Annotated in this window: 20 protein-coding genes; 3 read left to right on the top strand and 17 right to left on the bottom strand. The window is 40.3% G+C overall.

Annotated elements, in window-relative coordinates:
• From MTF66_RS08715 to MTF66_RS08725, 3 genes are read right to left on the bottom strand one after another with little or no spacing between them, the layout of a single operon-like run.
• Window positions 1-1,410 carry a TolC family protein gene (locus MTF66_RS08715; protein ID WP_248527049.1) on the bottom strand — a complete coding sequence of 470 codons (1,410 nt, stop codon included), beginning with the start codon at window positions 1,408-1,410 and terminating at the stop codon, window positions 1-3.
• Window positions 1,403-4,552 (bottom strand): efflux RND transporter permease subunit, encoded by a 3,150-nt coding sequence (locus tag MTF66_RS08720; protein ID WP_248527050.1) that lies wholly within the window; start codon window positions 4,550-4,552, stop codon window positions 1,403-1,405. Before MTF66_RS08720 ends, MTF66_RS08715 begins: the two co-directional genes overlap by 8 nt.
• A gap of 9 nt (window positions 4,553-4,561) precedes the next feature.
• On the bottom strand, window positions 4,562-5,731 hold the full coding sequence (locus MTF66_RS08725; RefSeq protein WP_055011970.1) for an efflux RND transporter periplasmic adaptor subunit: 1,170 nt from the start codon (window positions 5,729-5,731) through the stop codon (window positions 4,562-4,564).
• Window positions 5,732-5,848: 117 nt separating this feature from the next.
• On the opposite strand from MTF66_RS08725, the gene MTF66_RS08730 reads away from it, so the two are divergent.
• Window positions 5,849-6,787 carry a LysR family transcriptional regulator gene (locus MTF66_RS08730; RefSeq protein ID WP_010389001.1) on the top strand — a complete coding sequence of 313 codons (939 nt, stop codon included), beginning with the start codon at window positions 5,849-5,851 and terminating at the stop codon, window positions 6,785-6,787.
• A 12-nt stretch (window positions 6,788-6,799) separates the two neighbouring features.
• Here the strand turns inward: MTF66_RS08730 and MTF66_RS08735 are convergent, their stop codons facing one another.
• Window positions 6,800-7,813 carry a GGDEF domain-containing protein gene (locus MTF66_RS08735; RefSeq protein ID WP_248527051.1) on the bottom strand — a complete coding sequence of 338 codons (1,014 nt, stop codon included), beginning with the start codon at window positions 7,811-7,813 and terminating at the stop codon, window positions 6,800-6,802.
• Between the two features lie 109 nt (window positions 7,814-7,922).
• The gene (locus MTF66_RS08740; protein ID WP_138570228.1) at window positions 7,923-8,786 is read right to left on the bottom strand and encodes a DUF6279 family lipoprotein; all 864 of its coding nucleotides are present in this window, start codon (window positions 8,784-8,786) and stop codon (window positions 7,923-7,925) included.
• A 311-nt stretch (window positions 8,787-9,097) separates the two neighbouring features.
• Here MTF66_RS08740 and MTF66_RS08745 point away from each other — a divergent pair, with 311 nt between their 5' ends.
• Window positions 9,098-9,823, top strand: a complete 726-nt coding sequence (locus MTF66_RS08745) for a tetratricopeptide repeat protein (RefSeq protein ID WP_248527052.1) — start codon at window positions 9,098-9,100, stop codon at window positions 9,821-9,823.
• Between the two features lie 68 nt (window positions 9,824-9,891).
• Here MTF66_RS08745 and MTF66_RS08750 read toward each other — a convergent pair whose 3' ends face one another.
• From MTF66_RS08750 to dnaK, 11 genes are all read right to left on the bottom strand, one after another.
• The gene (locus tag MTF66_RS08750; protein ID WP_248527053.1) at window positions 9,892-11,310 is read right to left on the bottom strand and encodes a coniferyl aldehyde dehydrogenase; all 1,419 of its coding nucleotides are present in this window, start codon (window positions 11,308-11,310) and stop codon (window positions 9,892-9,894) included.
• 189 nt (window positions 11,311-11,499) lie between these two features.
• Window positions 11,500-12,975 (bottom strand): DASS family sodium-coupled anion symporter, encoded by a 1,476-nt coding sequence (locus MTF66_RS08755; protein ID WP_248527054.1) that lies wholly within the window; start codon window positions 12,973-12,975, stop codon window positions 11,500-11,502.
• 11 nt (window positions 12,976-12,986) lie between these two features.
• Complete coding sequence (locus tag MTF66_RS08760) at window positions 12,987-13,943, bottom strand: porin (RefSeq protein WP_138593878.1); 957 nt, start codon at window positions 13,941-13,943, stop codon at window positions 12,987-12,989.
• Between the two features lie 174 nt (window positions 13,944-14,117).
• Window positions 14,118-15,485, bottom strand: coding sequence for a sigma-54 dependent transcriptional regulator (locus MTF66_RS08765; RefSeq protein WP_036954930.1), 1,368 nt, complete (start codon window positions 15,483-15,485; stop codon window positions 14,118-14,120).
• A complete protein-coding gene (locus MTF66_RS08770; protein ID WP_138621410.1) occupies window positions 15,478-17,208 on the bottom strand; it encodes an ATP-binding protein in 1,731 nt (576 codons plus the stop codon). Before MTF66_RS08770 ends, MTF66_RS08765 begins: the two co-directional genes overlap by 8 nt.
• A 172-nt stretch (window positions 17,209-17,380) precedes the next feature.
• Window positions 17,381-17,644, bottom strand: a complete 264-nt coding sequence (locus tag MTF66_RS08775; protein WP_010389010.1) for a hypothetical protein — start codon at window positions 17,642-17,644, stop codon at window positions 17,381-17,383.
• Between the two features lie 161 nt (window positions 17,645-17,805).
• Window positions 17,806-18,057: a hypothetical protein gene (locus tag MTF66_RS08780; protein WP_248527055.1), complete on the bottom strand. Its 252-nt coding sequence runs from the start codon at window positions 18,055-18,057 to the stop codon at window positions 17,806-17,808.
• A gap of 131 nt (window positions 18,058-18,188) precedes the next feature.
• On the bottom strand, window positions 18,189-18,557 hold the full coding sequence (locus MTF66_RS08785) for a response regulator (RefSeq protein ID WP_138621412.1): 369 nt from the start codon (window positions 18,555-18,557) through the stop codon (window positions 18,189-18,191).
• 152 nt (window positions 18,558-18,709) lie between these two features.
• Entirely contained in the window at window positions 18,710-19,171 is a 462-nt protein-coding gene (gene ybaK / locus MTF66_RS08790) for a Cys-tRNA(Pro) deacylase (RefSeq protein WP_076919711.1), read from the bottom strand.
• A 102-nt stretch (window positions 19,172-19,273) separates the two neighbouring features.
• The gene (gene dnaJ, locus MTF66_RS08795; RefSeq protein WP_138608032.1) at window positions 19,274-20,413 is read right to left on the bottom strand and encodes a molecular chaperone DnaJ; all 1,140 of its coding nucleotides are present in this window, start codon (window positions 20,411-20,413) and stop codon (window positions 19,274-19,276) included.
• A 215-nt stretch (window positions 20,414-20,628) separates the two neighbouring features.
• On the bottom strand, window positions 20,629-22,548 hold the full coding sequence (gene dnaK, locus MTF66_RS08800) for a molecular chaperone DnaK (RefSeq protein ID WP_138621414.1): 1,920 nt from the start codon (window positions 22,546-22,548) through the stop codon (window positions 20,629-20,631).
• 239 nt (window positions 22,549-22,787) lie between these two features.
• Between dnaK and MTF66_RS08805 the strand changes: the two genes are divergently transcribed.
• Window positions 22,788-23,597 carry an acyl-CoA thioesterase II gene (locus MTF66_RS08805; protein WP_138621416.1) on the top strand — a complete coding sequence of 270 codons (810 nt, stop codon included), beginning with the start codon at window positions 22,788-22,790 and terminating at the stop codon, window positions 23,595-23,597.
• Between the two features lie 3 nt (window positions 23,598-23,600).
• Here the strand turns inward: MTF66_RS08805 and MTF66_RS08810 are convergent, their stop codons facing one another.
• Window positions 23,601-24,371: an ABC transporter substrate-binding protein gene (locus MTF66_RS08810; RefSeq protein ID WP_248527056.1), complete on the bottom strand. Its 771-nt coding sequence runs from the start codon at window positions 24,369-24,371 to the stop codon at window positions 23,601-23,603.
• Between the last annotated feature and the right edge of the window lie 135 nt (window positions 24,372-24,506).

Raw genomic sequence — 24,506 nt, forward strand, 5'->3', positions numbered from 1 at the left:
CTAGTTAGTACTACTTAACGCGTAACTCCATCGTCCATTAAATGACTGGTAAGCATTTACCTTAGCCAATAACGATGAAATAGTTGAATCAACGGCATTTTCTTGTGCTATTAAAACATCCTGACGTGCATCTAACAACTCTAAGTAAGGAATTTGCCCTTCTTCATACATTGCTTGTGCTTGTAAAAATGCATTATTAGCAAATTGATACCGCTGCTCAGCAAAACGCGATTGCTGTGCTTGATTGACCAAGTATTGCAATGAAAGTTCACTCTCGTTAATGGCTTTTAACACCACTTGTTGATAGTCAGTATAAGCAGCTTGACTTAAAAATTGCTGCGCATCACGCTGAGCCATCAACGCAGGATAACTTAATAAAGACCATTGTACTTGCGGTGCAACTTGCCACTGCTGCTGGGTGTCGCTAAAACCATTACTACCCAGACTTAGTACGCCCGCAAAACCACTTAAGCTGATATCGGGTAATAGAGCTTTACTGGCTGCCACACTTAAACTATTTGCTTGGCTAAAGTCATATATTGCTCGGCTAATATCGGGCCGCAGTGCAATCGCTTGATTAGGCTTTGCTAATGACACTTGAAATGCCTTACTCAATATAGCGCGTTCATCATCAATACTCAGTGATTGCGTTGGTTGTGCACTTAATACCGCTAGTGTAGATAAGTCACGAAACTTAGCATATTCAATCGCCGGAATGAGCGCTTGTTGCTGCCTAAGTTGCGCCATGGTGCGGTTTAAATCAAGCTCATTTGCCACACCTTCATCTACTTGCGCTTGCAGCACTTGAATACTTTGTTCGAGCGCTTCAATTTGCATTTCAATAATTTGTTGCTTTTGCAGGTTGCCCTGATAGCTGGCAAACCCTTTAACCACAGATGACACAATTTCAATTTGTAATAGCCTAACTTGCTCTGCTTGGCTCATAGCTTGTGAATTTGCTGCATCAACCAGTGCAGTTATTCGACCAAATAAGTCGAGCTGCCAGTCAAGTGCAACATTTGCACTTGATTGTCGGCTATTGGTATCGCCTAGTCCACTTCGTTTAGCTCCAACCTCAACACCGCCTTGCGGTAAGTATTGTGCTTGTTGTTCACCAATACGTGCCAACGCACTTTTAAGCACTAACTGACTCGTTTGTAAGTCGTAGTTATTAGCCAAAGCGTTGCTAACAAGCTGGTTTAATTGCGCTGAACCAAGCTTGTGCCACCAGTTTTGCTCATCTTCACCAACATACTGTTCTGCCGATATTGCTTGGGCAACAAACTTGTTTACTTGTTGTTGCTCAGCTGCTGTATCTATTTTGCTCGCACAGCCAGATAACACTGCAATCGCTAACACAGAGCCTAAAAATGCCGGCATTTTAAATTTGTTTAAATGTAATTTAGTCATTTGAAGACTCCTCAGCGCGCTGCTTTTTTACCACCAGCATGTAAAACACTGGCGTAAATAATAGCCCAAATACAGTCACACCAATCATACCTGAGAATACTGCGTTACCCATTGCATGACGCATTTCAGCACCGGCGCCGGTTGCCAACACTAACGGAATTACACCCGCGGTAAAGGCAATTGAGGTCATTAAAATAGGACGTAAACGCATGCGACACGCTGCCAACATAGCCTCAAGGTGCGATAATCCAGTGTCGTGTTTATCTTTGGCAAATTCCACCATTAAAATGGCGTTTTTAGAGGCCAGTGCCACCAGTACAATTAGCGCTATTTGGGTAAATATATTGTTGTCTGAGCCTACAAACCACACCCCTAATAACGCAGAGAATATAGTCATAGGTACAATTAAAATAATGGCCAATGGTAAACGTAGGCTTTCATACTGTGCAGCCAGTACCATAAACACAAGCAATACCACCAGTGGGAACACGTACACCATAGTATTGCCGGCAAGTACTTGCTGATACGTTACCTCAGTCCACTCATATTCAATACCAGTAGGTAGCGTTTTCGCCAATACATTTTCAATCGCTGTTTGCGCTTGGTCTGAGCTGTAACCTGGCGCTGGGCTGCCGTTAAGTTCAGCACTTGGGTAACCGTTGTAGTGCATAACACGATCAGGGCCTATAGTTGGCGTTACCGTAAGCACTGAGCCTAGTGGCACCATATTACCTGCACGATTACGTACTTTTAGGTTTAGTATTTGCTCTGGGTCTACCCTAAATTCAGCATCTGCTTGAGCATTTACTTGGTAAGTACGACCAAACATATTAAAGTCGTTTACATACACTGAGCCTAAATAAATCTGCAATGAGTTAAATACTTCATCAAGCGCAATACCTTGGATAAGTGCTTGTTCGCGGTCAATATCAATATCCATTTGCGGTACTTGAATTCTAAAGCTTGAATACAGCCCCATTAACGCCGGATCTTTTTGCGCCGCAGCAATCACTGATTGCAAGCTATTAAATAATGCTTCAAAGCCTTTGTTTGCTCTATCTTCAATTTGCAGTTTAAAGCCACCTGTAGTGCCTAATCCTTGAATTGGCGGTGGCGGAAATACAGCCACAAACGCTTCATCAATTGCCGCAAAACGCTGATTTAACTGCGCCGCAATAGCCGAAGCCGACATACTCGGATCGGTACGCTCTTCAAAAGGCGCCAAAGGTGTAAACACAATGCCGCTATTAGGGCTATTAGTAAAACCATTTACAGATAGGCCTGGAAACGCCACAGTGTTTGCAACACCTGGAACCTCGAGCGCTATTTGCTGCATTTGTTTTACAACCGCTTCAGTTCTGTCTAAACTTGCTGCATCTGGTAGCTGCGCAATGGCAACTAAGTATTGCTTATCTTGCTGTGGTATAAAGCCACCAGGTACCGCGTCAAACAACTTAATCGTGCCACCAACTAAAGCAACATAAGCAACCATTACCACCACGCTCATACGAATAAGCTTTTGTACTAGCTTTTCATACCCTGTTGCACCACGGTTAAACAGTCGGTTAAATGGCTTGAATAACCAGCGACCAAATAACTTATCTAATAAGCGGGTAAACGCATCTGGTTTTGCGTCGTGCGATTTTAACAATAAGGCTGCTAGCGCCGGTGACAATGTCAGTGAGTTAAACGCTGAAATAACTGTTGAAATAGTTATGGTTAAAGCAAATTGCTTATAAAACTGTCCAGAAAGTCCAGTAATAAAGGCCGTTGGAATAAATACCGCACACAATACCAATGCAATGGCAATAATTGGGCCGGTTACCTCTGTCATTGCAACGCGTGTTGCTTCAAGCGGCGATAAGCCGTTTTCTATATTTCGTTCAACATTTTCCACCACTACAATCGCATCATCAACCACAATACCTATAGCCAGTACTAAACCAAATAGCGATAAGGTATTAATAGAAACACCAAGCCATTGCATTACAGCAAAGGTACCAATGAGTGAAACTGGCACAGCTATAAGCGGAATAATAGATGCGCGCCACGTTTGTAAGAATACAATAACTACAATAACAACCAATGCGATTGCTTCAAGCAATGTCGCTATTACCGCATCAATAGAGCCACGAACAAACACAGTTGGATCATAAACAATGTCGTATTCAACACCTTCAGGAAAATCTTTCGATAAACGTGCCATGGTTTCACGGACCTGATCTGAAAGCTCAATTGCATTTGAACCCGGGCGTTGAAATATTGGCATTGCCAATGCGGGTTGATTATCAAGTTCAGCACGCAGTGAGTACGAGTCTTGGCCTAAGTCAACACGCGCCACATCTGACAAACGCGTAAGTTGCCCTTGCTCACCTACTTTAATAATGACCTGCTTAAACTCTTCAATGCTGTTTAGGCGGCCTTTCACGTTTAATAAAATTTGAAATTGGCTATCGTTAGAGATTGGTTGAGCACCTAAGCTACCCGCTGCAACTTGCTGATTTTGCGAGCGCAAAGCAGCCACAACATCGGTTGCTGTAAGCTCACGTGCTGCTAATGCATCTGGATTTAACCACACACGCATAGCATATTTACCACCGCCAAATAGCTGAATATCACCCACGCCAGGTAAACGAGCTATTTCATCTTTAATGTTTAAATCGGCATAATTTGATAAATACGCCGTATCATGGCTATTCTGTGGTGAATATAAATGCACCACCATGGTTAAATCGGGTGATGACTTTTCAGCAACTACCCCTAAACGCTGTACCTCTTGTGGTAACCTCGGTAATGCACTATTTACTCGGTTTTGCACCTGTACTTGAGCACGGTCTAAATCCGTCCCTAAGGCAAATGTTACGGTTAAAGTCATGCGCCCGTCACTGGTCGCTTGTGAAAACATATATAGCATGTTTTCAGTGCCGTTTATTTCTTGTTCAAGCGGTGTTGCCACTGTTTGTGCAATAACCGTTGGGTTTGCGCCCGGATAACTGGCTGTCACTACCACTGTGGGTGGCACAACTTCTGGGTATTCACTGACTGGCAGCTGAAATAAAGAAATGCCACCCGCAATCAAAATAATTAGCGACAGCATAGCCGCAAAAATCGGTCGCTGGATAAAAAAGTGTGAAAATTTCATTTAATAACCTTATTGCTTAGCAACTAAATCGGCAGGGTTAGCAGTGAGTGTAAATGCCACACCTTGGGTATTAATTGTCACTTTATTTGGTGATATTGGCATGCCAGGCCCTACGCGAGCTGGCCCATTCACTGCAATCACATCACCTTGTTCAAGGCCAGAGGTAATGGCACGTAATGCGCCATAGCGCTCACCGACAGTAACCAATTTATATTGCAGTACATTATTTTCGCCCACAGTAAGAACAAAACGATTTTTTAAATCAGTACCAATAGCTCTATCTGGAATAATGACGGTTTCGCGTATTGCATTAGCAGCCAATTTAATGCGTGCAAAAGAACCTGAGCGTAACTCGTTACTACGATCTTCAAATACCGCTCGTACACGTAATGTGCCAGTAGAAGCATTAATTTGGTTATCTATAAAGTTGATGTGGCCGTTGTAATTAAAATCACTCTGCCCTACTTTTTGCATAACAACAGGTTGCTTGCTTGATGCAGTAACATCATCAAATGCATTGTTCCAAGTACGTTCATCGACATCAAAGTAAGCATACATTTTGTCATTAGACACAATTGAAGTGAGCACGCTTTGCCCGGCAAGGACGTTGTTACCTTTAGTGATGTTTGCGCGAGAGATAATTCCATCAATAGGTGAAACCACAGAGGTAAACTCTAAATCAAGTTCTGCGGCTTTAAGCTGAGCTTTAAGTGCAGCAAGTTGTGCTTCACGTTGACGTAACGTTGAGGTACGAGCTTGCGCTTGTTCTGTAGAAATTGCTTTACGCTCAGTTAGACGCACTGCACGTGATGCTTCGCTTTTTGCTTGTTCAAGAGCCGCTTGTGCACTTTTAACCTGAGCTTGTAAACTAGCTACCGTGGCTCTAAATGAACGATCATCAAGGCGAAATAACACATCACCTTGTTTAACAGCATCCCCTTCTTTAAATTCAATTTGCTCAATAATGCCTGATACACGCGGCATTAATGCCACTTTTTGCGGTGACTCTAAGCGCGTTGTATAGGTATGCCAACTTTGTACAGGCTTGACCAGGACTTGGGCTACATCAATAGCTTGATATTGTTGTGCGGGTGCTGATTGCGCTGTGCTTTCTTCAGCACAACCGGTCAGAGTAATTAATGCAACAGATAAGGCTGTAGCAACTAAGTGTTTGTTCATAACGACGCTCCTGTTAATTAGGCGATACATAATACGGAACATACTTGTTGACAAAAACAATAGATTTTTAAATTCATTAGTGCCAAAATGGCATCAAAGTGACACAATGGTGCAATAATGGATACAACAAGCCGACTCTTAATGCTGCTTGAAGTGGTTGAGCAGGGATCATTTGCTAAAGCTGCTGAAATACGCAACATTGATCGTTCCGTGATCTCTAAACAAATTAGTCGTTTAGAAGATGAGCTAGGCGTGAGGCTATTAAATCGAACCACCCGCTCGTTTTCACTTACCGCAGCAGGCGCTGAAATGATAAAAAAAGCGGACGAGTTGCGAAGCCTACTCGGCGATACCCTGCGTATGGCAGAGAATTATCACTTAGAACCTCGTGGCGTATTAAAAATTACCTCATCGACTTTAATTGGTCGGCGTTATTTACAACCAGTGATCAACGATTTCCAAAAGCGCTTTCCGCAAGTGGAAGTAGAACTTCGTTTAGATGATCGGCTTGTCGATATTGTCTCAGAAGGATTTGATTTAGCATTTAGAGTGGGTGAGCCAAAAGACTCCTCTTTGATTGCTCGAAAGATTGCGCGTAATCGTTTATTACTTTTAGCTTCCCCTGCATTTATCGAAACCTATGGAATGCCGAAAAACATAACTGATTTAGCACAATTACCCGCCGCTAGTTACGCAAGTAGTTCACTGCGAGTTGATGGAGTAAGTTACTACAACCACCTGGGTGAACAATGCGAACAAAAAATTAAAAGTGTATTTAGAGCCAATGATGCTGAAGCACTGTTAATGAAAACACTCTCTGGAACCACTTACGTTTTAGCTCCCGCGTTTATATTGGATAAAGAAGTGATTGATGGACAACTGGTGCCTTTATTAACGGATCTAAAATTAATGGAACACAGTGCCATGTATGCAGTATACCCACATCGTGATTTACCGGTAAGAACCCGGTTATTTTTTGATGCTGTACGTGAATATATTGGTAAAGAAAAACCGATTTGGGAAAACAGTATTCCTGATTTTGAACAAATGTATTAAGCCGCACTAAACTTAACCATGCACTAAAATATCAGTACAGACCTCGTTGCGGCCAGTTTCTTTGGCTTTATAAAGTTGTTTATCAGCCAAGTCTATTAGTTCACTTAGGCTTTGTTGCTGGTATTGAACAACGCCTATACTAGCGGTTAACTTAATGGTTTCACCATTGGCAATGATGTGCTTATTTTGTATTGCGAGTCTTAACTTTTCTGCCATTGCTAAGGCTGCTTGCGGGCTATCAAAATTGCTCATTAGTGAAAACTCTTCACCTCCCACTCTAAATACATACCCTTTAGCAAAAGTGACACGCAATAATGTTGCTAGCTCAACCAACACTTTATCGCCCACCTCGTGCCCGTACTGATCATTAATTTGTTTAATGTAGTCTAAATCGAGTAAAAATAAGTAAAGTTGAGATTTATCTCTGAGCTCTACTTCAAAATACTGGTTCATTGATAAACGATTACCAGCACCGGTTAGGGGATCGAGTAACGCTAAATTTTTTAAACGTTTCGAAAAATCAGCTCTATTACCTTCAAAAACATGAGATATGGCCCATATGCTTATGTATACGAATAATAAGTTAAGTCCTATGTTAAAAGCTGAAAACGATGAATGTGGCAGTTTTTGAGATAACACCATCAACTGCAAAAAAAGTAATGCCGAAGACAAAATTAACCCATAACGCCTACCAAGTAGTAAGTAATAAAGAATAGGCAAAATAAATGTCCATAAAAACAGACCGTTTTTAAGGGGGGCTAAGTAAGTGCCGCACAACACAATTAAAGAGATGGCTAAACACATGATAATGGCATGCCAGCGCTTAGGGTAGTGTTTTTGTGAGTGCTTAAAAATATACAAGCATAATAAGGAAAAGCCGACTTCGAGACCACCAACAAGGTGTAAATTATTTACTAATAAATTAAAAACGGCAAACACCAACGACAAAAAACCAAAGCAAATACACATCCATTTAAGAACGTGCTTGCGTAGCGTTTTTGTACTATTAAGAGCAGCTATATCCATGGATAACTTAAAATATTTTTGATGGCTTATAATACCCCTGAAATGCAAAAATCACAATTTTCAGCTAAATAAGCCAGTAAAAACAAGCAAAAAGAACTAGAAAACAACCTCAATCTGTAAGCAAGTCATTAACAGTACCCACTAAATCTGCAAATTCTTCGTCAACATGCGCTAACTGTTTAACGCTCAGCGTTTTATTTAACTTGAGTAGCAAATGCGCATAAGCTTTTAAATTTTGTTCATTTTGCTCAAGCAGCTCATTACTCATATATTGCTCACGCTCAGTGATAATGGTGTGTAATTGCTGGGTAAACTCTGCCTCGCTAAGTGTTTGCTGGCTAAAAAGGGCTTTAAGTGCGGCTAAACGAGTTAATTTATAGTCGTACCATAAATCACTGGTAGAGATATGCTCACTATTGGCTTGTGATATGAGCGTTTGCTGCTCAGAAGTGAGTTTGCCAAGCCACTGCTTGTAGTAGTCTAGTTGCCTCTCTAAGCGTTGTTGTTGGTGCTCCTCTTTAGTTAATGAAGCGTGCTCTTGGATTTCATCATTAATTTGCTCGCGAATATTTTCTACCATTTCACTTCGCTGTGATGGGGTTAAGGTCAGCGCTAACTCAATTAAAGGGTCACTAGTATGCAACAGCAAGTTTCGCCAATGCTGCTTCACTTGGGTTATTTTATCCATCAACTGCGCAGTATCGGCTTCATTGTTTAGCAATTGTCTTAGGTCGAGTAAATCGGCTTTATATTTTGGTAATTCAACTTCACGATGCCAATCTCGGGTGTCGTTAATAATAGCTTTTAACTGCTTAGATTGGCTTTTATTAAGATCAACGTAATCATCTATCCAAAATGACGATAACCAACCTAGGTTGTTATAGGCAAATGTCGTTGAACAGCTGGTAATAAATAACAAACTGGTTATAAAAATAATTTTGCCTAGTTTTATATTTTTTAAATTATTTAACATGAAAAGACCCCGTTGTATGATGCTTTGGTTGCCAAAAATCATCATAAGTAATTATGTAAGCTACTGCTTGCTTTTATTTTTTTCATTTTTCTATAGAATCGCAAGCTAACGCAATTTATATCATAGCTATGTGCTTAAGTTTAGAATTTTTGAGCTATAGTTAAAGCTACTTGTTAATACGTTTGTATATCTAATTTATAAACGTTGGCGTTATTGATTTAGCTCATAATTTATTAGCTACTCGAGTAAGAAGTAAATGATTAATCGTTATGATGCTTACCAACAACGATAACTAATTTGGAGACATGCATATGTCACAGTCTAATTTAAAAGCAATGTTCTTTGCGGGCATTATACTTGCTACACCTTATGCTTATGCAGGGCTTGAGGAAGGCATAATAGCTGCAAACGCAGGGCAATTTGAGGAAGCACTAAAAGAGTTTAATTACCTTGCAGACAAAGGCTATGCCCCAGGTATTTACGAACTAGGTAAGTTGTACGAGGGCGGACATGGAGTTACTCGCGACTACTACAAAGCTGCAGAGCTTTATCAACAAGCAGTTAAAAAGAATCATGTAGATTCGATGTTTGCACTTGCAGTATTGTATGACGAAGGCAATGGCGTAAAGTTAGACAAACAAATGGCTATTAGCTTATTTGAGAAAGCAGCCAATAAAAACCTTCCTGCTGCACAGTATAATTTAGGGGTAATGTACGCCAACGGCGATGGCGTGAGCCAAGATTATAAAGCCGCCAGAACATGGTATGAAAAAGCCGCCGCAAATAATTACACTCTTGCACAATTTAATTTAGCACTGATGTATTTCGAAGGCTTAGGAATGCCAAAAAACCTTGAAATGTCGTATGTGTGGAATACCATTGCTGAGTATAGCGGTAATATGCAAGCTAGTCACAGTCGTAAACTTGATGAACGCACTATGCTCCCTAAGGAAGTCGCTGAGGCTAAAGAAAAAGCCGATGCTATTTATAATAAAATTTTAGCGGGTACTTATGCGGGTGAAGGGCGAATGTTTTAAGCCAAAAGAATAACTAAAAAAGCTGAATGAAGTGATTCATTCAGCTTTTTTATTTTAAGTACTACAGGCTATTTTACATAAAGCCACTTTAGCACTTTGATCAGTAATTTATTTTGTTTAAGTAATAAACCTATACGCGGATTAAACGAGCCTGATACTAAGGTATTTTTTGCATGGCTAAAGGTTAAAAAGCCTTCTTTAGCATGATAATGCCCCATTCCTGAATGACCCACCCCGCCAAATGGTACATCATCGGCAGCTACTTGTATTAATGTATCGTTAACGGCAACGGTTCCGCTAAGTGTTTGCTTAATAATGTACTGTTGCGCTTGCTTGTCTTGGCCCAAAATATAGACCGCTAATGGATGATGGCGTAGTCGAATATAATTAAGCGCATCATCTAATTTGTCATAATTCATAATCGGTAAAATAGGCCCAAATAACTCTTCTTGCATTAATTGCATCTCGTCGGTGACATGCGTCACAATATGCAGACCCATCCGGTGTTTTTCAGCATCTTGTTGATTTTGCTCAAGTGGCTTTGTTATTTTAGCGCCTTGTTGTTGTGCTTGTTCTAAATAACCTAGCAGACGTTGATAATGAGCTGGACTAATAATAGAGGTCAGGTTTTTCCCTTCAACACCTTGCTTAAAGTGCTTTTTATAAAGTGTGCACAAAGCTTTAATAAACTGATGTTCTAATGCTTTAGGAACAAATACGTAGTCAGGAGCCACACATATTTGCCCTGCATTGGCCATTTTGCCAAATAATAGAGCACGAGCGGCTTTATTTACGTCTGCTTTTTCTAACACAATGACTGGCGATTTTCCGCCTAGTTCTAAAGTGACTGGTGTTAAATTTTTACTCGCTGCGCCCATGACCAACTTACCGACCGCTGTTGAGCCAGTAAATAATAAATGTGCAAAGGGTAATGATGAAAACTCACTCGCCACCTCGCTGCCACCTTGAATAATGGTGCAGTGTTGGCTTAATTCACCTATAAATATTTTTTCAAGAACCGCATTGGTATTAGGCGTAAATTCACTGAGCTTTAGCATAACCCTGTTGCCCGCTGCAATCGCGGTGATGACCGGTACCAATGCCAATTGAATAGGATAGTTCCACGGTGCAATCACACCCACCACGCCAATAGGCTGATAGGTTACACTTACTTTTGAGGGCCATAAGCTTAACCCCGCGCTGCGATGACTAGGCTTAGACCAGCGAGGTAACTTTTTAATAATATGTGCAAGCCCCTGCATGGTGGGCAAAATATCACCTACTAAGGTATCAAAGGCCGTTCGGTAACCAAAATCTTTAGATACTGCAGCAATTAAGTCTTGCTCTAGCGTTACAATGTTAGCGCGTACTTGCTTAAGTAAAGCAAGGCGTTGCTCAATGGGTAAGTAAGGGGTGTCTTCAAAAGAGTGCTTTAGTTCATTAAATTGTGAACGCAAAGTCCCTGTAGATAATGTATCAGTGGTCAAAATAGGCTACTCGATTTATAACGTTTTCAAGACTATAACCTTGATCTGTTACACGAGCAATAAAGAGTGATTTTGCAACATAATGAAAAGCGTTGCAAAAACACTCATAAGGTTGGTTGGAACTCATACCGATGCACTGCTTTTGTGTGCATCGGTTATCTGTTTTGTTAGCTAATTAGAGGGAAGCTATTAAAAGCCAAAAACCTGAGCTGCTATGGTCATTGTTACTAAAGTAATTAAAACAATAGCGACAATATTTAACACAAAGCCAGCACGGATCATGTCTTTCATTTTAATTTCACCCGAGCCAAACACAATCGCATTGGGTGGTGTGGCTACTGGCATCATAAACGCACAACTACACGCAATCGCAGCTGGAATAACCCACACTAACGGACTGCCAGTTATTGACTCAGCAACTGGGCCTAGTAAGGGTAAAAAGCCTGCGGCTGTTGCCGTATTACTGGTAATTTCCGTTAAGAAAGTAATGAGTGCCACCACCACAAGAATGCTCATAACTAAAGGAATTGCACTGGCCCCCTCAATCATGTTGGCAATGTAATCGGCTAATCCTGATGATTTAATTTGCGAGGCTAGCGTCAAGCCACCCCCAAATAAAAGCAACACACCCCAAGGTACTTTAGCTGCACTTTCCCAATCTAAAATTCGCTCATCACTGCCTTTATTAGCAGGTAGTACAAATAAAAGTAATGCGGCTGCAATTGCAATACCCGTATCTGAAATTTTAAGGCCGGTTACATCGCCTAGTAATGGTCTAAATATCCAACAAACAGCCGCAAACGCAAATACAAACAACACGCCCTTTTCAGCACGTTGCATGAGTCCTAGGTCTTTTAGCTGCGAAGAAAATACCGCTTTAGTGTCAATTTGCTTGTTTGCTTGTACATTCGCATCAACTTTGTAGGTAAATTTAGTTAGCCAAATCCAGCTGATGATTAACATGCCAAGTGCTAATGGCACACCAACTATCATCCACTGAGCAAAGCCAATTTCAATCTGGTAGCTATCTGATAGGTATGCAGCCATTAATGCATTCGGAGGAGTACCAATTAAAGTAGCAATACCACCAATACTCGCACCATAAGCAATAGATAGTAAAAGTGCTTTACCAAACCCCTCATTACTAGGATCTGAGCTTTTAACTAAATGAGTGATAGATAAGGCAATAGGCAACATCATTACTGCGGTAGCGGTATTAGACATCCACATTGATAAAAATGCAGTCACTAACATCATGGCTAAAATTTGTAAGCTTGGTTTTTTACCTGCATAAAGCATAGTTCTTAATGCAATACGCTTGTGTAACCCCCAACGCTCCATAGCAATTGATATTAAAAAACCGCCTAAAAATAAAAAGATCAATGGATGCGCATAAGGAGCTGCAACACTTTTTATAGCCGCTATATCTACAATAGGCGAAATCACTAAAGGAAGTAATGCGGTAGCAGGAATGGGCACAACTTCACTTACCCACCACGACGCCATCCAAAATGCTAAGCCTGCAGTTTTAAAAGCAGCAACCGACATTCCTACTGGCGGATCAGCTAAACAGGTCAGTAACATTACACACGGACCAAGTAATAATAACAGCCACTGTATAAACGGCTTTTTATTGGCGTTATTTTCTAAAATACGTTTTGTCATATTAACAGCCTTTAAAATTTATATTTAAGACCAAGCGCAACACTACTATCAGCATTCTCTTCTAGGTCGAGGTCAGTATATAAAAGGTAAGCGGTAGTTTGCTTATCAAAAATGTAGTCTACACCGGTAGTCCACTGAGTAGCGTCTGATGCTTGACGTAGTTTTGAATCATCTTTTGCAAATTGTACTTTAGGAACCCATTTATCGAGCTTGTAACTTGCACTTAACACATAACCATTCCCTGATTTAGTACCATCAATTGATTCTGAATGTTGGTATAACGCACCTAATTTTAGCTTTTCAAATTTATACACGCCTGCAACACGACTTGCTTTAATGTTATTAAGTGAGTCAACATGGCTAATTGAAATAGAGTAAGGTGTTTTATTTAAACTACGGTCACCATAAATCAGGGTTGCCGCAAATCCAGCTTCGTTATCTTTGTTGTCATCTTTTGGCGCATAGGTAAATGAAAACTGTGCATTGTGCCAGTATTTAGAGGTATAAGTAATGGTGTCGCCTAATCGGTCTTGTCCGGCAATAACTTGTGAAATATCTGCTTGGGTTTCGTTAAAGTTATCGAGTTTACCTTCAGAGTATTTAAAGCGAGTGTCGTTTCGCCCAACGACCACTTCACCAAACGCACCTTTTAGGCCAAGGTAAGTATTACGTGCTGCAAAAGGCTCATTGGTATCGTCGTGTTCAAAACCTTTTACTTGAACCTCGTATTTAAATACGGCAGTAAAATACTCATTTAATTTATGGTCCCCTTTAATACCAATACGCGAAAAAGGGGCATCTATTTGTGTGCCTTCATCTGCGTAACGCATAATGCCAGTATCGGTGTTGGCAATTTGTACTTCGGCTTTACCATACACAGTGTAATCTGCAGCAAACGCTGTTACAGGTAGTGTGGCAGCACTGCATAACGCAGCAAGTACTGAACCTTGGAATAGATTATTTTTCATTATGTATCCTAATTATGTGATGTTACTTGTTGTCTACAACTGTAGAGCAAGAACATGACCAACTGGATAATAACAATAAATTTCAGTGACTTAAAAAACAAAACCATGATAAAAAGCTTTAAAATGTGCGGATTTCCACACACTTTAAATACCTACTATCACCATTTCCACCCACTAATCGGTAAACATATCTCGATTAAGGTTATATTTACTCATTTTATCGTAGAGGGTTTTGCGCGCGATTTGCAACGTTGCCATGGTGTCTTTAATACTGCCATGATTAAGCTCTAAGGCTTCTTCAATTAAAGACTGTTCATAAAAGCTGACCTTTTCTGCAAGGCTTAAGTCCAATGATAACGACGAGCCACTACTGCTTGAGTCACTCTGTGCAAAAGCCAGATCGGGGCCAAGTAGTACCGCTCGTTCAGCCTGGTTTCTTAATTCACGAACATTACCTGGCCAATCATGCGCAAGTAGGCGCTGTTGTAACTCAATATTAAGCGCACCTAAAGGTTTATGAAAACGAGTGGCCGCAATAGAGCTAAAGTGCTTAAACAACAAAGGAATATCGGCTTTTCTATCTCTTAACGCGGGAATGCTGACTTTAACTAAACTCAATCGATAGTATAAATCGGCTCTAAACTCACCTTTTTCTACCAACGAAAGTAAATCGACCTTAGTGGCCGCAACAATACGAATATCAAGGTCAATGGCTTTATTTGCACCAACGGGAGTAACTTTTCGCTCTTCAAGCACCCGTAGTAATTTAACTTGTAGTGACAAGGGAGTGCTTTCAATTTCATCTAAAAAAACCGTGCCGCCTTGTGCAAACTCAAACTTGCCTTTGCGATCTTGTGTTGCGCCGGTATATGCACCACTAACAGCACCAAACAATTCACTTTCTATTAGTTGCTCAGGCACCGCACCACAGTTAATAGCCACAAACTGACAGCTGGAACGGTTACTATGATCGTGTAAATAACGGGCAACCAATTCTTTACCTGTACCAGTTTCACCTTCAATTAATACATCTGCGGGTGTATCAATCACTGTGTTGAGTAAGTTCATCATGTGCTGCATTTTAAGGGTCTCTCCTAAAATGCGCACACCGGGCGCAGAGGTCTTTTCAACCGCACGCTTCAGAGCTCTGTTTTCCATAACTAAAGCACGTTTGTCTGAGGCCCTAGCAATGCAATCTAATAAATTTTCGTTCAGGGGTTTTTCAAATAGATCATAAGCACCTAATTGCATTGCTCTAACCGCTACAGAAACATCGGCATAACCTGTTAAAAATATTACCGGAAGTTCACTGTCAAATGCTTTTACCTGCTCAATAAAAGTTAAACCATCCATAGTTGGCATATTTATATCACTGAGGACAACGCCATAAAAATTGCGACTTAAACGGCTTAAAGCAATACTCGCATCACTAAAGCACTGCACCTCATACCCTTCGAGGGTTAAAAGCTGATTTAACGAATCACGGATCATCGCCTCATCATCAATAACAACCACTTGCTTACAAACAACGGCTTCAATCATTTTTTGGGGCCTCTATGCTTGATAAACTAATAATAAACTGTGCACCGCCTTGAGGACGATTGTGCGCCGTTAAGTAACCATTAAATGAATCAATAATTTGCTTTGATATTGATAAGCCCAGCCCTAAACCATTACTTGACTTGGTACTGTAAAAGGGTTCAAAAATAGATCCCAGCACATGGTGTTCAATACCTGGACCACTATCTAAAATAGAAAGCTTAACGCGCTCCTCAAAACACTCAACATCGAAACTAAGCTCTCGTTTAGGCTCACCTTTCATTGCTTGTGACGCATTGGTGATCACATTAACCAGTACTTGTTCAAATTTTAATGCATCAACCCACACCGTGATCTCTTGCGAAAACTGCGGAGCACTGACGTTCACATCGTCTTGTTTAAGTTGCGGGTGGGTGATCATCAACGCATTGTTTAATAACGCCGACAGTGGATGTGGTCGCAATTGCATTGTCGCCGGCTTACTAAAGTGTTTAAGCTGCGCCACTATTTTATGCACCCGCTCTACTAAATTCTCAATAATAATTAAATTTTCACTTAATGCATTGAGTTTCCCCTTTTTGAGGAAAATTTTAGCGCTTGCCAAATAAGTGTTCATGGCGCTCAGTGGCTGGTTAATTTCATGATTAATACCCGCACTTAGTTGCCCTATTGTGGCTAATTTTGCCGACTGTACTAGTGCTGTTTGCGCTTTTTCAAGCGCTTGGGTGCGCTCTAATACTTCAAGTTCTAAACTGTGACGCGAGTACAGTAATTTTTTATATCCGGCAAAGCGTGCCAATAAGCTATATCCGACAAAAATAAATACCCAATAAAACAACACAAGCCATAACAATCTGGGCACCTGTAATGCATTTATGCTTGAAATATCAACCAATACCGTCATCGTTGCATTTAGGTGTGTCAGTGGTCTTGAAGCGGCAACATATTGATCTTTAGCAATTTTAAATTGCTCAATGCCCTGACTTTTGTAGCGCTGCTGCTTTATTTGTAACGGTTGATGATCTAAGTAAGCACGGCGCTGTTTAATATCGCGGCGTGTAGTAATATCAAGCTCTGTAAACGTGTTTAAACGCCATGCTGGCTCATCTGACATAGCAATAACTTTATCCGCAAGCTGCAAATAAAAATGACTGCCTTTTGAAGTATTTAATAACGAACGATCGTTTTCAAATTTAGCGACATTAATTTTTAGTGCCACAACGCCAATGGCTTTGCCATCTTGGTAAATAGCCTGCGAGAAGTATATTCCGCGTTCTTTCGAGCGTTGTCCAAGAGCAAAGTAGGCGACCTTTTCTCCGGCAAAAGCTTGTTTAAAGTAAGGCCGAAATGCAAAGTTGCTCCCTAAAAACGTATAATCGGTTTGCCAGTTGCTACTGGCAATAACGTCGCCATGAGTATCTAGTATGTATACATCTGAGGCACCGCTGGCTTGTTGAATATCAGCCAAGTAATTATTAATTGCATTGAAGTGTTGTGATTCATTATTAGTAAAACGAATCAATAAATTATTTTCGGTAAGGAGCTGAGGAATAGCTGCAAAGCGCGCGAGTTCATTATCAATATAATTATTTAATTGAATGACCTGTTGGTCAGCTTGAATTTTAGCTTGGCCTAAATCATAAGCACGGCCAAATGAAAATGTAACCACTAATAACAGCACTAACAGAATACAAGCAAAAATAATTTTTTTAGGGATGGAGAACATAAACGCCTATGACACCAAGGTGCCAATAATAAGTAATAGCCACTATTGTATCGATTTATAGGTCTTTGCAGAAGAAACTTTTTGTTAACAAGTGTATTAAAACTAAAAAACCGTGAAACTAAAAATATTTCACGGTTTAATTCCCTGCAAGGGGATGCTGTTTTAGCTTAATCTACGCTTTTGCAAGCGCTGGCTTGTCTTTGAAGTACTTATACAAACCAATTAATGAGGCTGCGATCCAGAATATTTCAATTACAAAACTCGCTAAGTTAAAGTTATAGCAAAGACTAATAAGTAACAAAATAGCGCCACTTAAATTCATTAAGTTATACGTCAAACTTTTTGGCGATACTTTATTTAGTTGCAGTAAAAAAAACGAACCAACCACTAAAAAAGTGCCACTCATACCAACAATATCAAATAAAAGTGCAATCACACGTCTATCCTTTTCCATTTTAAAACCCAACTGACTGGCCCAATCCATGGGGAGGGTTTTTTTCAATCATTGAAACAGCAAAACCAGCGAAGTTTACCAGTGGAAAAAAAGCAAACAAGGGCTTATGTCCGCCTCTTGATAGTTTGGGTTAAATAGCTACTTTATTTAAAAGTGACTTTACCACCTATCATTTTATAAGCTGCAGTCCCTCTTATAGTCGTTGGGCGAGCAAAAGGCCGCTCACAGCCTGGACATACGCATTCAGTATGGGTGTGATCTTGGGTTATTCTTTCTATAAAGCATTTAACTAAAGCACCTTTACCCCCTTTACGGTATTTGAATAACGGTGCCTTACACGCAGAACATAATATATCGACCGTTTTTGTAGGCCCTTTTTTATTGGGCTTAGCCATACTTCCTCAATCATTACTTTTTGATTAGTTAATAGCATATGCTATCACATGATAGAAAAGAAATTGATGGGCGTAGGAATTAATAATCAGAGTTATGTTTATTAAGTAATTAGATTAAAAATATTGTGCGATTAAACTTTATTAGCTAAACGTGTTAATTGAGCTGACAGCACATTCATACTAAGGGGCTTTATAATAAACCCTGATACCTTTGCATTAATTATCTTTTTTACAGTCTCAGAGCTGTCTTCACAAGTCACCATAAGTACGGGGAGCTGAGCATGCTCAGTATCCTTTCTAATAGCATCAAGTAGGGTAAGGCCATCCATTTTTGGCATATGTAGATCTGTTATAACCAAATCTATAAGTTGATTTTTAAGTATAGTTAACGCTTGCAGACCATCGGTTGCTTCAACAATGTCTTTATAATCTAACTGCCTCAACATATTAATGAGCACATGACGCATTAATGGCATGTCATCAACAACTAATATTCTCATACGAATGATTAACCAAAGTAGGTACAAACAAATCTTCATTAAAATGAATTAACAAAAACTGCTATAGGTAGTATTTACATTAGTTAACTATATTTGTTGAAGCAAATAATCAGTTTTATTTACACGACGCAAGTTTGATAATTAAGTCAGCATTAGAAATTACCAAACGAAGCTTGAATAAGCTCAGCTAAGCATGCTGGGCTGAGTGTAATTTCAAGTCCTCGCTTACCTGCGCTCACATAAATAGTATCAAAGTCTAATGCGCTTGAGTGTATGTAGGTCTTTAAGCGCTTTTTTTGTCCAAGAGGACTAACGCCTCCCAAAATATATCCTGTACTTGCCTGTACTTTTTGCGGCTCTGCCAGCATTACTTTTTTTACTGCGCAGAGCTTAGCCAATTGCTTTAAATTAACCTGCTGAGTAACTGGCGTCACAGCAACAATTAGTTGTTGTTCTGAGGTTTCTAACACCAATGTTTTAAATACTTGAGCGCTATTAAGATTTAGCTTTTCAACTGCTTCAAGGCCGTAATTAGTATTGTTTACATCGTGCTCATAGCTGAGTATATCAAATTTAATTCGGGATTTTTTTAGCTGTTCTATTGCAGGGGTCATCTGATATTGTCCTTAATAAATTTCTGATAACTTACCATATTAAACAAAAAAACGGCGCTTAAAAAAGCGCCGTTTTTACCTAAGTTCTGTTAACCCTAATAATTACTTAGTCAGGTCATCAAAAAACTTTTTAACGCCATCAAAAAAGCCTTGCTCTTTTGGACGATTTTTTGAGCTATCTTTGCCCATGCTTTCTTCAAGTTCAGTAAGCAGCTCGCGTTGACGCTCGTTAAGATTCACAGGTGTCTCAATCACCACTTTACAAATTAAGTCACCTTGAGCACCACTACGTACAGACTTAACACCTTTACCACGCATACGGAACATTTTGCCCGTTTGTGTTTCTGAAGGTATTTTAAGTTTCGCACGGCCATCTAATGTTGGCACTTCAATTTCACCGCCAAGGCCTGCTGTAGTAAAGCTAATAGGCACTTCACAGTATAAGTTGTTCGCTTCACGAACAAATATCTTATGTTCACGAACCGACACTTGAACATACAAATCACCTGCTGGTGCGCCGTGCATACCAGCTTCACCTTCGCCAGATAAACGAATACGGTCACCTGTATCAACACCTGCTGGAATTTTTACCGATAGTGTTTTGGTTTTCTCTACACGGCCTTGGCCATGACATTTGTTACAAGGATCTGAAATAATTTGACCTTGTCCATGACATGTTGGACATGTTTGTTGTACGGCAAAAAAGCCTTGGCGCATTTGTACTTGGCCTGCACCGTGACAGGTTGTACATGTTTTTGGCTTAGAACCTGCTTTGGCGCCGCTGCCGTCACACGGGTCACAACTAACCCAAGTCGGTACTTTAATTTCAACGTCTTTACCACGAACCGCTTCTTCTAAGCTTAAGTCCATGTTGTAACGTAAATCGGAACCACGTTGCTGGCGAGATTGGCGTCGGCCACCGCCGCCACCAAAAATATCACCAAATACGTCACCAAAAATATCACCAAAGTCACCTTGGCCGCCGCCAAAGCCACCGTGACCACCGCCACCACCTTGTTCGAAGGCTGCATGGCCGTATTGGTCATACATTTGACGTTTTTGATCGTCCGTTAATATTTCGTAGGCTTCCTTTACTTCCTTAAACTTGGTTTCAAGGTCTTTATCACCGGCGGTACGATCTGGATGATATTTCATCGCTAAGCGTTTATACGCTTTTTTTATGTCTCGCTCACTCGCATCTTTGCTTACGCCGAGGACTTCGTAATAATCGCGTTTTGACATATCTATCACACTACTCTTTTCTATATGCAGCGCTAGCTGCTGGACAAACCGATAAATCATATCGATTTATCATTGAATTTTTAAAGCACTTTACTTACATCTCTTACATGCAAAAGGCGCGTTAAGCTTTAGCCTACGCGCCTCAGGTGTTCATCCTAACTTAAACACGCAATGTAGTCATGGTGTTTTCGGTTAGCGAGAAGCGTTAGTAACAATTACTTGTCGTCTTTAACTTCTTCGAACTCTGCATCAACAACATCGTCGTCTTGCTTAGCAGACTGTTGTTGCTCTGCACCGGCATCACCACCTGCTTGTTGTGCTTTAGCTTGGGCAATTTCCATTAGTTTTTGAGACTTTTCAGCAAGTGCTTGTGTTTTAGCTTCAATTTCTGCTTTGTCGTCGCTCTTAATTGCTCCTTCAAGGTCAACAACAGCCGCTTCAATTGCTTCTTTGTCTTCGCTTGGTAGTGCATCACCCGCTTCTTCAATTTGTTTACGTGTACCGTGAACAAGTGCGTCAGCTTGGTTACGTGCAGCCACTAACTCTTCAAACTTTTTATCGTCTTCAGCATGTGCTTCTGCATCGCGAACCATTTTTTCAACTTCTTCATCACTTAAACCTGAAGACGCTTGAATGGTGATTTTTTGCTCTTTACCTGTGTCTTTATCTTTAGCAGATACATGTAAGATACCATCCGCATCCACATCGAATGTTACTTCGATTTGTGGTGTACCACGTTGTGCTGGGCGAATACCTTCTAGGTTAAATTGACCTAGAGATTTATTGTCGCTTGAACGTTTACGCTCACCTTGTAGCACATGAATGGTTACCGCAGACTGGTTATCTTCTGCTGTTGAGAATGTTTGCGATTTCTTAGTAGGAATCGTGGTGTTTTTCTCAATCAGTGCCGTCATTACTGAACCCATCGTCTCAATACCTAGAGATAATGGTGATACGTCTAGTAATAGTACGTCTTTCACGTCGCCAGCAAGTACACCACCTTGAATCGCTGCACCTACTGCAACTGCTTCATCAGGGTTAACGTCTTTACGTGGCTCTTTACCGAAGAATTCCGCTACTGTTTTTTGAACAAGTGGCATACGAGTTTGACCACCCACAAGAATGATATCGTTGATATCGTTCACAGATAGGTCTGCATCAGCAAGTGCGCGTTTAAGCGGTTCAATTGACTTAGTTACTAAATCTTCAACTAGTGACTCAAGCTTAGCACGTGTTAGTTTAACGTTCATGTGCTTAGGACCTGACGCATCAGCGGTTACATACGGAAGGTTAACTTCTGTAGATTGTGCTGATGAAAGCTCAATTTTTGCTTTCTCTGCTGCTTCTTTAACACGTTGCATAGCAAGTGGGTCAGTTTGTAAATCAATACCTTGATCTTTCTTAAATTCAGCTACTAGGTAGTTGATAACACGGTTATCGAAATCTTCACCACCTAAGTGAGTGTCACCGTTAGTCGCTAGAACTTCAAATGTGTGCTCGCCTTCAACTTCATCAATTTCAATGATTGATAAATCGAAAGTACCACCACCTAAGTCATATACCGCTACTACGTTTTCGCCACGGTTTTTATCCATACCGTATGCAAGCGCTGCAGCCGTTGGCTCATTAATAATACGTTTTACTTCAAGACCCGCGATACGGCCAGCATCTTTGGTTGCTTGGCGTTGTGAATCGTTAAAGTATGCTGGTACTGTGATTACCGCTTCAGTTACTTCTTCACCTAAGAAGTCTTCAGCTGTTTTCTTCATTTTTTTCAGTACTTCAGCAGAGATTTGTGGTGCAGCGCGTTTTTCGCCGCCCGCTTCAACCCATGCGTCGCCATTATCAGCTTTGATAATTTTGAAAGGCATGATGCCGATATCACGTTGTACTTCTTCGTCTTCAAAACGACGACCAATTAAACGCTTAATTGCGAACAATGTGTTTGTTGGGTTAGTTACCGCTTGACGTTTTGCAGGTTGACCTACTAAAGTCTCACCGTCTTGCGTGTAAGCAATAATAGACGGGGTTGTGCGATCGCCTTCCGCATTTTCAATAACACGTGCTTTGTCACCATCAAGTACTGCAACACAAGAGTTAGTAGTACCTAAATCGATTCCAATAATTCTACCCATGAATCTTCTCCAACTTCTAAATTCGTTAATACGTTCGATGACTAGTTAATAGGGATGCTACAAACTTAATTCAACTGTAAAAATGAAAAAAAATTCATTTTTTTTAATTTATTTACTAAATAACCCTAAAAAGAGTAAGGATTGCTCATTTTTTGTTATTTAAGAGGACCTTTATTATCTGGTCTGATGAGTTTGTGTGTGATATAAATTTAGTAAATAACATCAAAAGGACATTATTTGTGCACTTTGAACAATTATTACAACTCGCCTCTCAAGTAAGTCAGAAAACAGGCCCAGAAACCAATACTATGCAGTTCCCTGCTAATTGGTGCCAAGGTAGAACGGCTTTTGGCGGACTCTCTGCGGCGCTTCTTTATCAAGCAATGCGCAATAAAGTTGATTCAACAAGACGACTGCTTTCTTTAAGCACAAACTTTGTAGGCCCTTTGTTGGCTGAAAAGCCATTTTCTTTGTCGGTAGAAATATTACGTGAAGGGAAAAGCAGCACCCAAGTGCTCGCCAAAGCAATTCAGGATGATTCAGTATGCGTAATTGTGCAGGCCTGTTTTGCTAAAAATCGTAATTCATCAATTAATGTACCGGTATCAAAGTCGCTAAGCTTACACCCTGTGAACGAACGTCACTGCTTAGGGTTTGTGCCTGGGCAAATGCCAGAGTTTTTTCAACATGTTGATTTGTGCCCTCAACAAGGAGCCATGCCGTTTAGCAGTGCTGAGACCTCTCATTTAGGTGGTTGGATGCGTTTTAAACATGCGCCAGAAGAAATTACTGAAGCCCATGTTATTGCCCTTACTGACGCATGGCCGCCAACATTGCTGCAAATGTTTAAACAACCAGCACCGGCAAGTAGCATGTCGTGGTATTTAGAGTTTGTACAAGCGCCTAACTTAGCGCCAGGTGAATGGCTGGGGTTTGAAGCAGTCACTCATCATTCAAAAGATGGGTATGGTCTTGAAGATGGCTGTATTTGGTCGCAATCAGGAGAGCTTATAGCCTTAACTCGCCAAACCGTGGCGTTATTTGATTAACAACTAAAAACGAGTGAAGTCGCGCTGAGTATATTGTTTATCTAAATTAAGCATTATGGTGCGATATTCACCGCTTTGAATTATGTTGGCTAAGCCTTTGTCAAACTGCTGTCTCAGCAAATCATTATTAAAGTACGCAGGCCTTGCCGCAGATGGAAAAATAGCATGGATAACAAAATCTTTTGTGGCATTGGTTTTTTGATATTCCTTTAAGTAGTAAAGGAATATGCGTCTATCGAGAATAATCGTATCAACCCAGCCTGCCATTAAATGGTGAATCTGCGCTTGTTGATTAAGTACTTCTTCGTACCCTCTCAAGTTCTCTAAGTTGTGGCCAAACTCTTTTGGTAAATAAGCGGGTGCGTTTTGAAATGCTAAAACGCTTTTAGTGGCCAAATCGTAAATCGTATTAATATTGAAGTTACTCTTTTTAAGACTCACCACTACATTCTCATAACTTACAACAGATTGGCTTCGATATATGCCAGTAATTAAAATACCCGAATAATTTAATGCAATATCGACATGCCCTCGGTTCAATAAAGCATCGGCACGCTGATTTGACATATATTGCACATCAACCTTATTTATATTTTGGTTACTAAGTGCTGCTTTTACAATCTCGAGCTGAATACCTGAATCATTTTCACTTATTACATAAGGTGCAACTGTAGGGTTAGCAGCAATAGTAACTCGCTGCTGATTAATGCCTTTAACAAATGCCAATCTATCGCCACATAAGCACACTAAGGCTAATAAAAATACCACTTTCACACTATCACCTAATCCGTTTTTATTTTCAGTTGTTGGGGTTACTTTTCTTATTATATTGTTAGTAATTTAGCCGCAGTGTTTGTATTTAGCTATTAATTATAGCAATATTTAAATTATTGAATTAACTATAAGCTA

The organism is Pseudoalteromonas sp. 2CM39R (assembly GCF_023161845.1).

Coding starts and splice junctions, on each gene's coding strand:
- MTF66_RS08715 (WP_248527049.1), bottom strand. CDS start 1,410: ATGACTAAATTACATTTAAACAAATTTAAAATGCCGGCATTTTTAGGC.
- MTF66_RS08720 (WP_248527050.1), bottom strand. CDS start 4,552: ATGAAATTTTCACACTTTTTTATCCAGCGACCGATTTTTGCGGCTATG.
- MTF66_RS08725 (WP_055011970.1), bottom strand. CDS start 5,731: ATGAACAAACACTTAGTTGCTACAGCCTTATCTGTTGCATTAATTACT.
- MTF66_RS08730 (WP_010389001.1), top strand. CDS start 5,849: ATGGATACAACAAGCCGACTCTTAATGCTGCTTGAAGTGGTTGAGCAG.
- MTF66_RS08735 (WP_248527051.1), bottom strand. CDS start 7,813: ATGGATATAGCTGCTCTTAATAGTACAAAAACGCTACGCAAGCACGTT.
- MTF66_RS08740 (WP_138570228.1), bottom strand. CDS start 8,786: ATGTTAAATAATTTAAAAAATATAAAACTAGGCAAAATTATTTTTATA.
- MTF66_RS08745 (WP_248527052.1), top strand. CDS start 9,098: ATGTCACAGTCTAATTTAAAAGCAATGTTCTTTGCGGGCATTATACTT.
- MTF66_RS08755 (WP_248527054.1), bottom strand. CDS start 12,975: ATGACAAAACGTATTTTAGAAAATAACGCCAATAAAAAGCCGTTTATA.
- MTF66_RS08760 (WP_138593878.1), bottom strand. CDS start 13,943: ATGAAAAATAATCTATTCCAAGGTTCAGTACTTGCTGCGTTATGCAGT.
- MTF66_RS08765 (WP_036954930.1), bottom strand. CDS start 15,485: ATGATTGAAGCCGTTGTTTGTAAGCAAGTGGTTGTTATTGATGATGAG.
- MTF66_RS08770 (WP_138621410.1), bottom strand. CDS start 17,208: ATGTTCTCCATCCCTAAAAAAATTATTTTTGCTTGTATTCTGTTAGTG.
- MTF66_RS08780 (WP_248527055.1), bottom strand. CDS start 18,057: ATGGCTAAGCCCAATAAAAAAGGGCCTACAAAAACGGTCGATATATTA.
- MTF66_RS08785 (WP_138621412.1), bottom strand. CDS start 18,557: ATGAGAATATTAGTTGTTGATGACATGCCATTAATGCGTCATGTGCTC.
- ybaK (WP_076919711.1), bottom strand. CDS start 19,171: ATGACCCCTGCAATAGAACAGCTAAAAAAATCCCGAATTAAATTTGAT.
- dnaJ (WP_138608032.1), bottom strand. CDS start 20,413: ATGTCAAAACGCGATTATTACGAAGTCCTCGGCGTAAGCAAAGATGCG.
- dnaK (WP_138621414.1), bottom strand. CDS start 22,548: ATGGGTAGAATTATTGGAATCGATTTAGGTACTACTAACTCTTGTGTT.